The sequence below is a fragment of the Edaphobacter sp. genome (assembly GCF_035763405.1).
In the GTDB taxonomy this organism is placed as follows: domain Bacteria; phylum Acidobacteriota; class Terriglobia; order Terriglobales; family Acidobacteriaceae; genus Edaphobacter.
Window position 1 is genome coordinate 1 of the sequence record NZ_DASUBE010000067.1, and the last position, 16,400, is coordinate 16,400.

General features: G+C 59.5%; 11 protein-coding genes. 4 read left to right on the top strand and 7 right to left on the bottom strand.

Annotation, left to right across the window (positions count from 1 at the left end):
* Window positions 1-259: 259 nt before the first annotated feature.
* Window positions 260-913: a DUF4142 domain-containing protein gene (locus VFU66_RS06690; protein ID WP_326445468.1), complete on the bottom strand. Its 654-nt coding sequence runs from the start codon at window positions 911-913 to the stop codon at window positions 260-262.
* Between the two features lie 139 nt (window positions 914-1,052).
* On the opposite strand from VFU66_RS06690, the gene VFU66_RS06695 reads away from it, so the two are divergent.
* Window positions 1,053-3,137, top strand: a complete 2,085-nt coding sequence (locus VFU66_RS06695) for a S9 family peptidase (RefSeq protein ID WP_326445469.1) — start codon at window positions 1,053-1,055, stop codon at window positions 3,135-3,137.
* On the opposite strand, the gene VFU66_RS06700 is transcribed toward VFU66_RS06695, so the two are convergent.
* From VFU66_RS06700 to VFU66_RS06710, 3 genes are all read right to left on the bottom strand, one after another.
* Window positions 3,134-5,002: an ABC transporter ATP-binding protein gene (locus VFU66_RS06700; RefSeq protein WP_326445470.1), complete on the bottom strand. Its 1,869-nt coding sequence runs from the start codon at window positions 5,000-5,002 to the stop codon at window positions 3,134-3,136. The genes VFU66_RS06695 and VFU66_RS06700 overlap by 4 nt on opposite strands.
* A gap of 208 nt (window positions 5,003-5,210) precedes the next feature.
* The gene (locus tag VFU66_RS06705) at window positions 5,211-5,588 is read right to left on the bottom strand and encodes a hypothetical protein (RefSeq protein ID WP_326445471.1); all 378 of its coding nucleotides are present in this window, start codon (window positions 5,586-5,588) and stop codon (window positions 5,211-5,213) included.
* Between the two features lie 68 nt (window positions 5,589-5,656).
* Entirely contained in the window at window positions 5,657-6,553 is an 897-nt protein-coding gene (locus VFU66_RS06710) for an SCO family protein (RefSeq protein ID WP_326445472.1), read from the bottom strand.
* Between the two features lie 33 nt (window positions 6,554-6,586).
* Between VFU66_RS06710 and VFU66_RS06715 the strand changes: the two genes are divergently transcribed.
* From VFU66_RS06715 to VFU66_RS06725, 3 genes are read left to right on the top strand one after another with little or no spacing between them, the layout of a single operon-like run.
* Window positions 6,587-7,795, top strand: a complete 1,209-nt coding sequence (locus VFU66_RS06715; protein ID WP_326445473.1) for an MFS transporter — start codon at window positions 6,587-6,589, stop codon at window positions 7,793-7,795.
* A 7-nt stretch (window positions 7,796-7,802) separates the two neighbouring features.
* The gene (locus VFU66_RS06720) at window positions 7,803-10,508 is read left to right on the top strand and encodes a PD-(D/E)XK nuclease family protein (protein WP_326445474.1); all 2,706 of its coding nucleotides are present in this window, start codon (window positions 7,803-7,805) and stop codon (window positions 10,506-10,508) included.
* Complete coding sequence (locus tag VFU66_RS06725; protein WP_326445475.1) at window positions 10,501-14,058, top strand: UvrD-helicase domain-containing protein; 3,558 nt, start codon at window positions 10,501-10,503, stop codon at window positions 14,056-14,058. The genes VFU66_RS06720 and VFU66_RS06725 overlap by 8 nt, the downstream gene beginning before the upstream one ends.
* On the opposite strand, the gene phoU is transcribed toward VFU66_RS06725, so the two are convergent.
* From phoU to pstA, 3 genes are read right to left on the bottom strand one after another with little or no spacing between them, the layout of a single operon-like run.
* Window positions 14,055-14,735 (bottom strand): phosphate signaling complex protein PhoU, encoded by a 681-nt coding sequence (phoU, locus tag VFU66_RS06730; RefSeq protein WP_326445476.1) that lies wholly within the window; start codon window positions 14,733-14,735, stop codon window positions 14,055-14,057. The two genes, VFU66_RS06725 and phoU, sit on opposite strands and share 4 nt — an antisense overlap.
* The gene (gene pstB, locus VFU66_RS06735) at window positions 14,735-15,493 is read right to left on the bottom strand and encodes a phosphate ABC transporter ATP-binding protein PstB (RefSeq protein WP_326445477.1); all 759 of its coding nucleotides are present in this window, start codon (window positions 15,491-15,493) and stop codon (window positions 14,735-14,737) included. The genes phoU and pstB overlap by 1 nt, the downstream gene beginning before the upstream one ends.
* Window positions 15,493-16,398, bottom strand: a complete 906-nt coding sequence (gene pstA, locus VFU66_RS06740; RefSeq protein ID WP_326445478.1) for a phosphate ABC transporter permease PstA — start codon at window positions 16,396-16,398, stop codon at window positions 15,493-15,495. Before pstA ends, pstB begins: the two co-directional genes overlap by 1 nt.
* Window positions 16,399-16,400 lie beyond the last annotated feature (2 nt).

The following is a 16,400-nucleotide window of genomic DNA, read 5'->3' on the forward strand; positions in this document are numbered from 1 at the left end:
GCTAAAGAGGGTGATGAAAAAGTGTCTCGCCGGGAAGAAAGCGTACCTCAGCGGCTAAAGCCGCGTTGATTTTGCAGCGTTAGCGGCACGGCTGAAGCCGTGCCCTTAAGCAAAACTGACTTTTTCAGCACCCTCTAAAGCCCCTTGTATTTGGTGACTTTTTCATGGGCTGAAGCCCCACGTTCATCCCCAAAAGCAACCCCAAAGGGCTTTTCCGCAGCCTGTGAAGCTGTGTTTGTAGCATACCCGGGGAGGTTTCCTAATGCGTTCGCGGAGGCCCCTGTTTGTGCTCGGGCATGGGAATACCTTTCTCGCGCGCCAGTTTGTTCACCATGACGAGATGGCCGTGGATGACGTGCTCGCCGTCGCCTACGGCGTCGCGCAGCGAAGGATCGTTGACGGTGTTGGCTTCCATGCGGAAGACGCGCATGGCGCGGTGATGGTCTTTGACCATGAGGGTCAGGTAGGCCGTGTCGAAGTCGGTGCCGGAGAGCGACTGGAGTTTGGCGTACCGGGCTTCGTCCTCCTTGTTCATGTGCTTCGGCAGCGTGATGCCCATGGAGTCCGCGACGCGAGCGAGGTTCTGGTTGAGCCTGGTGTGGTCGTCGACCATGGTCTGGGCGAAGGTTTTGACATCGTCGCTTGAAGTCTTCTCCATGGCAAGCTGGCTGAACTTCACGTCTGCGATGCCTGCCTCGGTTGCGCCGCGCAGAAACATCCTGTCCTTGACCGACTGTCCGACATCGCCTGCGTTAGGGCCTGAGTCTTGCATGGACGCAGGCTGCTGGCCCGGCGGGAGTGACTGGCCGTTGGATGCCTGCATGATCCCGGAGTCCATCTGGGCAAACAGAACTACGGGGAAAAATACGATCACCGCGCTGAAGACTGCCACTCGCCTCTGGATGCATTGCATGGCCCTTACTCCTTTGGCGGACTAGTGTAGTCTCATCCGGCCTACATTCGTCTACTTCATTTTGTGCATGTGGAAGGCCCGAAGGTTGCCCTGCATGGTTCCACCTAGCCCTGTATTCTGGCTACGGAGCCTTGATGGAATGACGCAAACTGCTGTGACGCCCCCGGTTGCCCGTAAAGTCCCTTCTCCCACGACGATTCACGGCCAGACGCTTGAAGACGATTACCGCTGGATGCGGGACAAGTCCGCGCCTGAGCTGATTTCGTATCTGGAGGCGGAGAACGCCTACACCGCGGACGTGATGAAGCCGACTGAGGAACTTCAGGCGAAGCTCTATGCGGAGATGCTGTCGCACATTAAGGAGACGGATGAGTCGGTTCCCTACCGCGATCGTGGTTGGTACTACTACACCCGCACCGTCGAGGGTAGCCAGTACGCCATCTATTGCCGCCGGCTCGCCACAGGCCCTGCGTATGACGACGCAGAGCCGGAGCAGGTGTTGCTTGATGTGAACAAGCTGGCTGAGGGACAGCCGTTTATGGCGCTTGGCGCGATGACCGTCAGCCCGGACGGCAAGAAGCTCGCTTACACAACCGACAACACGGGCTTTCGTCAGTACACGCTGCACGTTCGTGATTTGACGACTGGTGCCGACCTTGCGGACACGTCTGAGCGCGTGGGCTCGATTGCCTGGGCAGCGGACTCGCACACGCTCTTCTACACGACCGAGGACGAGGTGACGAAGCGGCAGAACAAGGTCTTTCGCCATCGGATGGGAGACGCGGCGGCGGACGATGCGCTTGTGTATGAGGAACGCGATGAGCGGTTCAACGTGGCCGTAGGTAAGACACGCGACGGAAAGTATCTGCTGATGGAGTGCGGCAGTCACACGACGACCGAGTGCAGCTATCTGGATGCCACGACTCCGGGTGGGGTGTTTCTGGTGATTGCTCCGCGTGTGGACGAGCAGGAGTATTACGTCGAGCACCGTGATGGGTTGTTCTACATACGGACGAACGACGCGGGCAAGAACTTTCGCGTGGTCACGGTTCCGGTGGACGGAGGAGGGCGGGAGTCGTGGGTGGAACTGGTTTCGCTTGATCCCAATGTTCCACTTGAAGATTTTGAGGTATTTCAATCATTTTGCGTGAGTTCGCGGAGGCGCCTTGGGCTTCCGGTGCTAACCGTGGACTTCATTGGCGCGGACGGCGGGCTGGGTGAGTCGCGGGAGATTGCGTTTCCTGAGCCGACCTACAGTGCGGGAGCGCAGGTGAACCGGGAGTTCGATACGCAGATGTTTCGGTATGCATACCAGTCGCTGGTATCGCCTGCGTCGGTGTACGACTACGACATTCATGCGGGCACGTCGAAGCTGCTGAAGCAGCAGGAGGTGCCGGGAGGATTCGACCGCGCGCGGTATGGCTCGGAGCGGCTATGGGTGACGGCGAGCGATGGCGTGAAGGTGCCGGTGTCGGTGGTCTACCGGAGCGACCGCTTCAAACGTGACGGGAGCAATCCGCTGTATGTGTATGGGTATGGCTCGTATGGGTATCCGCTGCCGGTAAGCTTCGGCGCGTCGCGGCTGTCGTTGCTGGACCGCGGCGTGGTGATGGCTTATGCGCACATTCGGGGCGGTGGCGAGTTGGGCGACTCGTGGCACGATGCCGGGAAGATGCAGGTGAAGAAAAATACGTTCTCGGACTTTATCGCTACGGTTGAATACCTGGTTGCTGAAGGGTACGGCGCGAAGGACCGTGTGGCGATCGAAGGAGGGAGCGCGGGCGGTTTGCTGATGGGCGCGGTCGTGAATGAGCGGCCTGACCTGTTCAGCGTGGTGCTGTCGCATGTGCCGTTTGTGGATGTGATGAATACGATGCTCGATGCTTCCCTGCCCCTGACCGTTGGTGAGTACGAGGAGTGGGGCAATCCGAATGAGCCGGATGCGTTCGCGTATATGCGCTCGTATTCGCCTTACGACAACCTGAGGGCAGGCGCGTATCCGGCGATGCTGGTGAAGACCAGCCTGAACGACTCGCAGGTGATGTACTGGGAACCTGCCAAGTACGTGGCGAAACTGAGGACGCTGAAGACGAACGGCACTCCCCTGCTGCTGCACATCAATATGGACGCAGGACACGGCGGGGCTTCGGGACGGTATGACTACCTGAAGGAGATTGCGTTTGACTATGCGTTTCTGCTGACGCAGTTGGGTGTGGAGCGCTAGACCTTCGATATTTCGGGGTCTTCGATCTTATCGCCTTCGCCGGGAGCGAGGAAGAGGTTGGTTTCGAGGCCGTGCTGGCGGGTGTAGAGATCGTAGTATCGGCCTCCCAGGGCGTAGAGCGATTCGTGGTTGCCGCGCTCGACGATCTCGCCATGCTCGACGACAAGTATCTGCTCGGCACGGCGGATGGTGGAGAGGCGATGCGCGATGACGAAGGTCGTGCGGCCCTGCATGAGGTAGCTGAGGCCATGCTGAATCATGGCTTCAGATTCGGAGTCGAGCGAGCTGGTGGCTTCGTCGAGGATGAGGATGCGCGGGTCGGCCAGGATGGCGCGGGCGATGGAGAGGCGCTGGCGCTGGCCGCCGGAGAGTTTGACGCCGCGCTCGCCGACGACGGTGTCGTACTTTTCCGGGAAACGCTCGGTAAACTCGTCCACGCGGGCGATGCGACATGCGTTTAGCAACTGCTCTTCGGTAGCGTTGGGGCGCGAGAAGAGAATGTTCTCGCGGATGGTGCCGTCGAAGAGGAAGGTTTCCTGCAACACGACGCCGAGTTGCTGGCGGTAGCTGCTGAGACGGATGGTGGCGAGGTCGATGCCATCGACGAGCACCTGTCCGGTGGTGGCTGTGTGGAAGGCGCAGATAAGCGAGATGATGGTGGATTTACCTGAGCCTGACGAGCCAACCAGCGCGGTGACGGTGCCGGGCTTCGATTCGAAGCTGATGCCGTGCAGGACGGGCTTGCCTGGTTCGTAGGCGAAGGTTACGTCGCGGAAGGCGATGTCGCCGTGGATGGTGGCGAGGTTGTGAGTGCGGGTCGGCTCGGAGTCTTCCTGGCTTTCGGAGAGAATTTCGTGAGTGCGGTCAAGGCCGGCAAGTGCTTCGGTAAGCTGAGTGCCAATGGAGACGAGTTGAACAATGGGCGCAACCATGAACGCCAGCAGCATGGTGTACTCGACATAACCGCCTACGTTGAGACGGCCCGCGGCGTGCTCCCTGGCACCGAGGTACATGATGAGGCCGCCGACGATTCCAAGGACGACCGTCGAGGAAAGCGTCATGAGCGACTGTGCGGTGAGAGAGCTGATCACGTTTTCGAGCAGCCGCTGAACACCGCCCGCGAAGACCTTAGCCTCACTGGCTTCTGCGTGGTACCCCTTGACAACGCGGACGCCGCCGAGCGATTCGGTGAGGCGTCCGGTGACTTCGGCGTTGATCTTTGCGCGCTCGCGGAAGATGGGGCGGATGGTCTTGAATGCCCGCTGAAGGATAAGGCCGAAGACGAGGAGGATGGCGAATGTCAGTCCGGTCATCCGCGGGTTAATTCGGATGAGGATGAAGAAGGCAATGATGGCAGTGAGGATGCCTCCGACAAAATCAACCAGCCCGGTGCCGACAAGGTTGCGGACGCCTTCGACGTCGGTCATGATGCGGGCGACCATGGTACCGGTGCGGTTCTCGTCATAAAAGGCTACAGGCAGGCGGCCAATGTGGGCCTGTACCTGCATTCTGAGTTCAGCAATGAGACGTTGACCGGCCTTGGAGAGCAGTTGCGTGAGCGAGTAGGAGGTGATGCCCTGAATCAAGGTCGCGGTGGCAACACCGCCGATGATCCAAGGCAACAACCGCATCTGGTTCCGGTACATCACGTCGTTGATGAGATAGCGGGATGAGACGGGAAGAACGAAACTACAAAGGCGGTTGATGACCATGAGAAGGAAGCTGCCCGCGAGCAGCGCGCGGCGCGGTTTGACGAGCTTCCAGATCTCCGGCAGCACCTTCTTGAGCTTCGGCTTGGGGCGCGAACCCGACTCGGACGCGCCTGCGCGGCCATGGCCGCGCGCTGGCCGATCCACCGCCTTCATGCCTCCGCCGAAACTGGATGGGCCATACGAAGCCATATCGCTATAGGCAGTTTACGCTGGCAAGTCTTCAACGACGACAAGTAAATTGCCGCCGAACAAAAGCATGACAATCTGTGCCGCGAGGGCGCAGTTGCACATACCTGCTTACACTGCTTGGTATCGGATGAGTGCGGCGAAGGAGGAGATGCAAATTCTGCGCAGGCGCAGCCTATGAGACGCGAGCGCGGCGCGCATTGATGAACGAACGCACGCAGACGAGCACGTAGAGCAGGCAGAGCAAGCCCATCACCGACTTTTCTTCGACAGCCGCGGGGTAGGGAAAATAGACACCGCGCACAAGCCGAACCAGATCGACGAGAGCAGGAATCATGCTGAGGAAACCGAGCAGCGCGAGCGTCACCGAGATGTGCATCCAGAGCATCCGCTTTTTGAGCGATTCACTGTTGGCCATGACGCCGAAGAAGATAAAGAGAATGCCGAGGCCGCCTGGAATGAGCGCAGTTGGATGCGTGCTTCCGGTTCCGATGTAACCGATGAGGCTAAGGATGATCAGTAGAACACCGAAGCCGAGGGTAAGTTTTGCCATGGTGCGGAGACTCCTTGAGTGCGGGCAGAATTCAGGATACGTGAGCAGGGACGATTGCGCGATGGCCTTCAGGCTGCGGCGGCTTTCTTCATTGCGGCGACGACATCTTCCGGCTTCCACTCATTCGATGGATACCACGCAACGACCTTGCCGTCTTTACCGATGAGTACGGTGGAGAGCGAGTGGTTCAGGGTCTTCTTATCGCCGGGAGTGACGCCTACATCAAAATACTGAGTGATGGCGGGAAGTTCCTTTTCGCTGGGCGCGGCAAAGTCCCAGTGCGCGAAGGTTTCTTTCGTGTAGCGGCCGGTGTAGGCTCCGCCATAGCTGCGCAGCACCTTCGGCGTGTCGTAGGTGGGGTCGAAGCTGATGCTGAGCAGGTGAGTCTTCGCGTAGATGGCGGGGTCGGCGGCGAGCGCCTTGTCGATGTCGGCGAAGTTGTGACTCATGCGCACGCAGAAGTCCGGCAGCGGGCAGCGCGTGTAGATGAACGTGATGAGAAGTGCCTTGCCTTTGAACTCGGCAAAGTCAATGGTACGTCCGCTCTGGTTGAGCAGCGTGAAGTTGGGCACGGCGTCTCCAGGCGAAGGGACGTGGTACTGCACCGGAGGCTTGTAGTCGGGGCGCGCCTGCGCGGTGACGACGATGTCGTCGAGTACGACGTTGTGGAAACCGGCTTCGTCCTGGTCAGCGAGAACGGTGGCCGTGATGCGGTCGCCGGTGTGAAGTTCGCTGACGATGCTGGGGTCTTTGAGCTTGTAAGGCATCGTCATCGCGTCCATGAATCCGGGGACAGCTTCGCCGTCGAGCATGACGCTGGTGGCGTCGGTGCTGACGACGGTGCCGCGAAGGATGAAGGCCTTGTGGGCGGCTGATGCGGACGATGGCGTGCCCGGGGCCGGTGCTTTGCGGCATCCTGCAACAAGGCAGAGAGAAAGAACAAGAAATATCGATCTGCGCAACACGAAAGAAGCTCCTTCGTCGATGATACTTGTTGAGTGAGACTTGATGCGGCGGGGGTTGGTTTGCGCGAACGGACGAAGGTTGCTCCATCGTTGGGCCTGATGCACTATGCTCTGCTGCTGGCCGGGCTGGGCACTGCACTGCTTGGACCGATTTTGCCCTTGTTGGCGACGCAATGGAAGCTCAACGACGCACAGAGCGGTGTGCTGATGCTGGCAAAGTTCTGCGGCGCCTTTGTGGGAGGGGTAAGTGTTTCGCGCAACCTGCGACGCAGTTTGCTGGTGGGGCTTACGGCCGGCGCGACGGGATTCTGGTGCTTTGCCGTTGCGCCCAGTATGGCCGTAGGATGCGGCTCTTTGTTTGTTGCCGGTTTCGGAATCGGACAGGTGATTACGGCGACCAACATACTTGCAGGGCGCAGATTCACGGTGCATCGCGGGTCGGCGCTGTCGTTGCTGAATTTTTCATTCAGCCTGGGTGCGATGCTGTCGGCTCTGCTGGCTGCGTGGCTGCTCCCTCATTTCACCCTGCGCCATCTACTGGAGTGGTTCGCGGGCACGTTTGTGCTGGCGGCCGGTGCGCTGCTGGCGGAGACGCGAGGCGCGGCGGAAGAACTCGAATGGACTGCTCCCGGTACAGCTACGTCGGATAAGACGCAATCGGGTCTCGGTGCGCAAATATATCTGTACTTCGCCGGGCTGCTATTTCTTTATGGAGGATTGGAGACGTGCCTGAGCGGCTGGCTCACAACCTTTGCGCTTCGCTACGGTAGCAGGACGCTGGTCATCAGCGAATACACGACACTGCTGCTTTGGATGTCGTTGACGGTGGGTCGCGCGCTGGCTTCGGCAATTATGTTGCGTGTTGGCGAAAGGACAGTGCAACGCTGGGGTCTTGCGCTGACTGCCATCTTCACGGCAGGCCTGGCGCTCTCGCATTCCGCACTGCTGATTGCAGCGTGCTCCGTGCTGCTGGGACTGAGTCTGGCTCCGTTCTTTCCTTCGACATGGGCCCTTCTGATGGCCAATAGCCCGACGGCACGACAGGCTGGAATCGTGCTCGCGGTCTCGGGGCTGGGCGCGGCTGCGCTCCCGTGGTTGATGGGCATCGTGTCTACAGGCACGGGATCGTTGCAGGTGGCGCTCGCTCTACCGCTGTTGACCGCTTTGGCATTACTAACGATGAGCATGTCTTCTTCTTCGACAAAGCGGATGACCGATTTTCCAGAACAGCACGGCGTATAACGTTGACATGGATGGTATTGACCCACTGCCAGACGAGATTGCCGCTGCACTGGGCCGTGGTGCGCTCGTCGTAACAGGCAATCAGCGAGCGGCACGAACTCTTGGGCTTGCGTTTGACCGACATCGCAGACTGTCGGGCGCACCTACGTGGCAGCCTGCGGAGATTGTTGCGTGGGACGCATGGATGGCAGGCTTGTGGCGCAGGCTGTTGCTCGATGGCCGCGATTCTCGACTGTTGCTGAACAAGACGCAGGAGCACACGCTTTGGCAACGCATCGTGGAGGACGATCCCGAGCGGCGCAGCCTGCGTTCGACTGGTTCGCTTGCCGCGATCGCCGCGGATGCATGGCAGCGACTGTGCGCGTACAACGGTCAGCAGCGGCTTCGTGGAGGACCAAGTCCAGACACGCGGGCATTTCAACGCTGGGCCTCTGAGTTTCAGCGTAGATGCAGAGACGAGGGTCTTCTGTCCCGTGCTGAGCTTGCCGAGAGATTGCGCCGTGCAACAGATGACGGGCATCTGCATCTCGGGATTAGCGAGGTGGTGTTGGTTGGTTTCGACCGCCTGACGCCTGCGCAGAGTGCGCTTGTCGATGCGATTCGCACAGCGGGTTCGAGCATCGAAGAACTGCAACTGACAGCGACGACGAAGAGCTTGCTGCTGGTGCATACGGCGGACGAGTTGGACGAGATCAACGCGGCGGCGCGATGGGCCCGCCGTCTTCTTGAGGAAAGACCCGATGCGCGGATCGCCGTGATTGTTCCCTCTCTCGAAAAGCGACGAACGGAGATTGGCCGAATCTTTCGCGAGGTGCTTGCACCTGAAATGTTGAACATTCTGGCTCCGGAGAGCGAGTGGCCATTTGAGTTCTCGCTTGGCACGCCTCTGGCGAGGGTCCCCTTGGTGAAAGCGGCGCTTGATCTTCTGCGATGGTCGGCGGGACCACTGCAGCTCGACCGGGTGAGCGAGCTGCTGTTGTCACCGTACTTTGCGATGTCCGCTGGCGAGCGAGGCACACGCGCAGAGTTCGATGCCTTTGAAGTGCGCAGAGAACGGCGTCTGCGCCCGGAGGTCTCGCTGAACTGGCTGAGCGCGGCTGCGGAGAGGTCGCCTTGCCGGCAGAAACTTGGTTCCCTGCCGTCTGCACTACAAACGATGCGGCAGAATGCGGCAACGATCCTAAACGGACGAGACCGTCTCTCCCACACAGAGTGGACGGAAAGAATGCGGGCGTGGCTAAAGGCCGCCCGTTGGGAAGCCTCCACGAGCAGCAGCGTGGAGTTTCAGGCGCACAAGAAATGGGAGAGCGCGCTTGATGAGTTGGCGACGCTTGATTTCCTGGGAGGTGGAGTTCGGTTTGGTGATGCGCTGGCATCGCTGGAACAGATTGTGCACCGGGACCTCTTTGCGCCGGAGTCCCATGATGCTCCCGTGCAGGTGATGGGTGCGTTTGAAGCGGCCGGTTCAGTGTTTGACGCGATGTGGTTTCTGGGCGTTGGAGACCTCAACTGGCCTGTTCCCGTCCGCACCAATCCCCTGCTTTCCTGGAGTCTGCAACGTGACCTGGGGATGCCGGGAACAGACGTGGCACGCGACAGTGACGATGCCAGACGCACTACGGAGCGCATTGCCGCCGGCGCAGACACGGCCGTCTTCAGCTTCGCAGTCGAGTGCGAAGAGGGTAAACAACGACCGTCCCCCGCACTTGCAGGCTTGCGGCTGGACGAGTCGGACGTTGAAACATTGGCAGGTGCAGAACCTGTCCTCCCTGTCATTGCACTTGAAACGGTCGAAGATACCGCACAGATACAGACGCCCCCGGATTGCGTCACGCACGGTGGCGCGTATTTGCTGAAGCTACAGGCGGCTTGCGGATTCCGCGCATTCGCAGAGCAACGATTGTGGTCAACCGAGCTGGAACCCGACGAAGCGGGAATGGATGCGCGACAAAGCGGCACGGCGGTACACCACATCCTTGAACTTTTTTGGAATGAAGTGAAGACGCAACACGCGCTGAAGGCGATGAGCGAAGCTGAGCGCGATGCGCTGCTGGATCGCTCAATCGAGCGAGGCTTGGAGGAGGCCGCACCGTCCGGCGCCACTCCGTGGGATGCTGCTTACCTTCATGTGCAACACGAACGGCTGCGCAGATTGTTGAGGCCGTGGCTTGAACTGGAGCTGAGTCGCAGCTCATTTGAAGTGAGCCAGAGCGAAAAGAGTTTTGACGATGTTCACGTTGGGCCGCTCCGCTTGAGCGTGCGGATCGACCGCATCGACGAGATTGACGGTGGAGAGTTGCTGATTGACTACAAGACTGGTCAGGTTACGACGAATGCGTGGCTTGGCGAGAGACCGGATGAGCCGCAGCTTCCTCTCTATGCCACGCTCTCGGACCCTGCACGGTTGCAGGGTGTTGCATTTGGTGTAGTGCGCCCGGGCAAGGACCTCACTCTGACCGGATACTGCACGACTGAAAACGCGCTATCTAAAACTCGCCCGATGAAAGAAGCCTCTCTTGCAGATCAGGCGAACGAATGGCGGCGCGTGCTCGACAACCTGGCAGAGGATTTTTACGCCGGAAAAGCGCGGGTGGCTCCTAAAAAGTACCCTTCCACCTGCGAGCAGTGCGCGCAGAGAATACTGTGCCGACTGGACACCACGCAGTTTGAAGAGGAGCAGGATGTGTTGACTACGGGAGGCGGGCTTGGCTGAGTTGTATCTCGTTCCGAAGCGGGCTTCCACGGAGTCAGCAGAGACCGCGCTGTCCGACTGGGAGGCACGCAGACAGGCGCTTGATGTGCACCGCTCATGGATTGTGGAGGCACCCGCAGGCTCAGGCAAGACGGGCCTGCTGATCCAGCGGTTTCTGAAGCTCCTTGCCGACGAGAGCGTCGAGCAGCCGGAACAGGTCCTCGCCATCACGTTCACGATCAAGGCAACAGCGGAGATGCGTGGCCGCATTGCGGAGCAGTTACGGCGCGCGGCGGAACCGGACCTATCGAAGAATGACTTCGACCGTGAAACCCGTGCGCTTGCACAGGCGGTGTTGCAGCGCGATGCGCATCTGGGCTGGCAGTTGCTGGATCATCCTCACAGGCTGAACGTTCGCACCATCGACTCTGTCTGCGCGGAGATTGCGCAGTCGCTCCCTGTGCTGTCAGGCGGCGGCGGCGGCTTGTCGCCGGTGAAAGAGGCGTCGGCGCTGTACAGCGAAGCAGCACGGCGAACATGGATGGAGCTTGGCGGCCAGGATGAAGAGTTGGACCGCGCTCTGCGGACGCTGCTATTGCATCGTGATGGGAACCTGCGTGACTGCGAGACGTTGCTGGCCGAGATACTTGAGCTTCGGAACCAATGGGGTGACTTTTTGCCATTAGTGGGGACCGGTTCTGATGACGTGCGCCTTGACGAAGCGGTATACCCTCGATTGCAACACACGCTGGAACAGATGATTCGTGCTGGACTGGAGCGGCTCTCGTCTGTTTTTCCTAAAGATGTTCTTAATGAACTCGCGGCTCTCGCTGGAGAGATGGGCCACGCAGATGGGTATAAGGGCGGACCGTCTCCCCTCGCCGTCTGTGCCGGAGTTCACGAAGCTCCTCTAGCGAAGCCAGAGGATATTGAACGCTGGCGCGCGCTGATTCATCTGCTTGTGACAAACGAAGGAAAATGGCGAGGGACCACAAGCCCAAACCATTTGAGCGTTGAGATCGAGCCGCGTCAGAAGGCCCGGCTGAAACGTATCCACGAACAGTTGCGCGGGAGAGACGATCTGCTCCTGGAGATCGGGCGCGTCTCTCGTTTGCCGCCTGCTAAATATCCTGACGAACAATGGGTCGTGACGAAGGCACTTATCCGCGTGCTAAGCCGTGCACTGGCGGAGTTGCAACTCGTGTTTGCTGAGCATGGCGAATGCGATTTTGTCGAATTGGGGCTACTGGCTGCCTCGGCGCTCGAACATGAGGATGCCTCGGCAGGGTTGGCCGCCGCATTTGGTATGAGATTGCAACATCTGCTGGTCGATGAGATGCAGGACACCTCGACGGGCCAGTACAGACTGATCGAGCTGCTGACACAGGGTTGGGATGGGCAGAGCCAGACCGTGTTTCTTGTCGGCGATCCGAAGCAGTCCATCTACCTGTTTCGTCAAGCTCGCGTGGAACGATTCGTACGAACGATGTTGACCGGAGAACTTGGACAGTTGACTGTCGGGCGGCTACAGTTGACCGCCAATTTTCGCTCGCAGGAGGGCCTTGTCAACGCCTTCAATCGGGACTTTGCGCTCCTATTTCCACGCGAGGCAAACGCAGCATCTCCGGAAGAGGTTCCCTATGTGGAGGCGGCCCCGGTGCGCGCTGCCACGGACACTTTTGACCTTGTGTGGCACGGGCATGACATGTCCGGGAACCACCTGAGAGCGAGCAAACAGACGCAGGCGAGGTCGAATGCACAGGCCATCCGCGAGATCATCGAGCGATGGCGTACCAGGCCACTTCCGCAAGACCGCAGCGAGCCCTGGAAGATTGCTGTTCTGGTTCGCAGTCGCACTGTGCTTGCCGACATCATTGCCGAGTTTCAGAAGACCGATGGGTCAGGCCCAATCCCTTATCGCGCAGTGGACATCGAAGAACTGGGGGAGCGGCAGGAGGTGCTCGATCTTTATGCGCTGACGCGGACTCTGCTGCATCCAGCAGACCGCATTGCCTGGCTGGCTGTATTGCGCGCGCCGTGGTGCGGGCTTGAATTGGCGGAGTTGCACATTTTGGCCGGTGCGGACGACCCTGCGTGTGCCAAACGCGCGATGGGCGATGTGATTGCCGAACGTGGTCATCTGCTCAGTGAGAAGAGCTGCGAAAGACTGACGCGGCTGTGGCCTGTTTTGCGAGCGGCCTGGGAACAGCGTCAGGCGATGACGACGGCGGAGTGCGTTGAACGAACCTGGCGGTCGCTTGGGGGCGATGCGTATCTGGCTCCTCACGAAACGGCGAATGCGCGCCGCTATCTGCAACTGCTCGACGAGCTGGAAACACGAACAGGCACGGTCGATCCGACGGCCCTGAAGCAGCATATGAGCAAGCTCTTTGCGCAGGCATACTCCGGCGCCGACGCCGTCGAGTTGATGACCATCCACAGCGCAAAGGGTTTGGAGTGGGACGTGGTGATTGTGCCCGCTCTGGAAAAGCCTCCGCGAAGAACGACAAGACAGCTTCTGACGTGGGACGAATTTGCATCGGATGATGATTCTGCTCATGTCGTGCTTGCACCCATCGCCGGCAAAGGAGAAGGATCGAAATCGCTGAACGACTGGCTGAACGGCGTTCATGCTGACCGCGAAGCTGCGGAACTGAAGCGGCTTTTCTATGTGGCCTGCACACGCGCAAAGGAGGAACTGCATCTGTTCGCAGTTGCGAAGAAGAATTCAAAAGACGAAGTGAGCCTTCCTGCTGGGAGCCTTTTGAAGGCTGTGTGGCCTGCCGCGGAACGACACCTCGTGCCTATTGAATTCGCGTCTGCCTCGGGTGATCGTGAAGACGCGATCCTGGCGTTGGCCGCTGCTGAAGAACCTGTTGCGGCGCCCATGCTGCGACGCTTGCCTCTGGAGTTTGATCCTCTGGCACGTTTGGGCGCCATTCCGCATTTGACATCGAACCTGACGGATTCACAATCCGAGGCAAGGCGCTTTATCCGGCCCGAGGGATCGCTCGATGCACGGGCTTTCGGCAATGCTGTTCATGCATTTCTGGAGGTGCTGGCACAGCACGCACGAGAAGGTACATCCATGGATGCTTTGCTTCAGCAGATCGCCGAGTGGGAGCCGAGAATCGCGGCAGTGCTGCGCGCTGACGGCGTCTCGCCGACTGCGGTAAGACGACGCACAAAGAGCGTACAGGTTGCACTTGTCCAGGCACTTGAGAACCCGGAAGGACGCTGGATACTCACCGCGCAGCAGGAGGCTTCAAGCGAGTTCGCCCTGACCTCATGGCGCGAGGAGCGCGCGAGTGTGAGGATGGACAGAATCTTCCGGGCAGGCCCTGAGCCTCTGCTCAAAGGCTCGGAATGCCTGTGGATCGTGGACTATAAGACCTCGACACATGGACGCGAGGGGATAGACCAGTTCCTACTGGATGAAAAAGCAAAGTACACAGGGCAGATGGAGGCTTATGCGCGAATGATGCGGCTCGACGATGACGCGATGGAGATTCGTGTGGGGTTGTACTATCCGATGCTGCCGAAGCTCATCTGGTGGAACCCTGCGGTTTAGATGTGATCGCCAAGTGATGCATCCACTGGATTGTGCCGCACGTCCGCACCGCGCACCCAGAAGATGACATCTTCCGCGATGTTGGTGGCGTGGTCGCCGACGCGCTCCAGGTTACGGGCAATAATCAGTGCGTTCAACGCTTGCGGCGTCAGCTCAGGTTTTTCTTTGATCAAGGCGCTCAGCGCGCGAAAGGCCGCATCGTTCATCTGGTCTACCTGGTCGTCCAATGTCAAAACTGACTTTGCCAACTCGGCGTTGCCTTCGATAAAGGCCTGCAATGCCTTGCGCACCATTGCAGAGGCCAACGCGGCGAGTTTCGGGATGTCCACCGGGAGGTCAATATTGGCAAAGGCTCCCATCTCGCGCACGCGCACCACGATGTTGACCGCCTGATCGCCGACGCGCTCGAGGTCCGCATTGATCCGGATGACCGAAAGGATGAAGCGAAGATCGATGGCCATGGGTTGCTCCATGGCAAGAAGGTCGAGGGCCATCTGGTCAATCTCGCGTTCGAGGCGGTTGATGGAGGGCTCGGCGCGGAGCACAAGCTCGCAGATGCTGGCATCGCGCGTGCTGTATGCCTCGATGGATCGCTGAATAGCCTGTTCAGCCAAGCCCGCCATAATGAGGAGGCGCTCCTTCAGTCCGTCGAGGCTCTGCTGGAATTTGATGCGCATCAGCCAAACCTCCCCGTGATGTAATCCTCAGTGCGCTTGTCGTGCGGATTGGTGAAGATCTTGTGCGTGGAGTCGAACTCGACCAGTTTGCCGCTCAGGAAGAAGCCTGTGTTTTCGGCAACGCGCGCGGCCTGTTGCATGTTGTGGGTCACGATGACGATGGTGTACTGGCTTTTGAGCTGGAAGATGAGGTCTTCGATCTTGGAGGTGGAGACAGGGTCAAGCGCAGAGGCGGGCTCGTCCATCAACAAGACTTCGGGATCGACCGCAAGAGCGCGGGCGATGCACAGACGCTGTTGCTGGCCGCCAGAGAGGCTTGCCCCGGATTTCTTTTTCAGGTCGTCCTTGACCTCATCCCACAGCGCCGCCTGCTTCAGCGAACGCTCGCAGGTTTCATCGAGGATACGGCGATTGCGAAAACCGTTCAGCTTGAGCCCGCTCACTACGTTGTCGTAGATGGACATCGTTGGGAAGGGATTGGGCCGCTGGAAGACCATCCCGACGCGGCGGCGAATTTCGACCGGCGATGCGTCGCGGTAGACGTCAAGCTCGCCCATCCTGACCACGCCCGTTGCGCGTGCAATGGGGTTGGTCTCGTGCATCCGATTCAGGCAGCGCACAAACGTTGATTTGCCGCAGCCGGACGGGCCAATCAGCGCGGTCGCGTGGTTGGCTGGAATGTGCAGGTTGATGTCCTGTAGCGTGTGTGTTGAGCCGTACCAGGCGTTCAAATCTTCGACAACAATGCCGACTCCCACTAGCTTCCTCCCTTGAGTACACCGCGGTTGGCATAGATGCGAACGAGCGTAACAGAGGCCATGATCAAAACAATCAGGACAAGCGAACCGGCCCAGGCCAATCGGTGCCATTCATCATACGGTGAGATGGCGTAGACATAAATCTGCAATGGCAGTGCGGCGATGGGCTCGTTCATCCTGAGACTCCAGAACTGGTTGCCGAAGGCGGTAAACAACAGCGGCGCAGTCTCACCGGCAACGCGCGCAAAGGCCAGCATACAGCCGGTGATGATTCCAGGCGATGCCGTGCGCAGCGAAACCGAAAGGACAGTCCGCCACTTCGGCACACCCAGACCCAGGGCAGCCTCGCGCACCGCATGTGGAACCGTGGCGAGCATCTCTTCTGTTGTACGCGTGACGGTAGGCACCATCATAATGGCGAGCGCGACGCCGCCCGCCAAAGCAGAAAAGTGCTTCTGTTGAACGACCAACAGAGAGTAGACCGCGATGCCCATGACAATCGACGGAACGCCATTGAGCACATCCGCAGTAAAACGTACTGCATTGCCGAGCATGGTGCCTCGGCCGTACTCCGCCAGATACACCCCCGCGGCAATGCCAACGGGAATGCCCATCAGGCTGGCAACCAGAAGGATGATTCCAGAGCCGATGATGGCGTTGGCCATGCCGCCGCCCGTCTCGCCCACCGGTGCGGGAATCTGCGTGAAGAAGGCAAGGTTCAGCGAGCTTGCGCCCTTGTAGATCAGATAGAAAAGGACGGCAGCAAGCGGCGCAAGAACAAGAAGCGTCGCAAGAATGGATAGGCCGCTGATAAAGTAGTTGGCCGCCGTGCGCCGGGCAACGTTAAGTCGCGTGGGTTTTTGCTGAAAGTTGCCCTGCCGGGAGTTGAGCGATTGAGTATTCATCC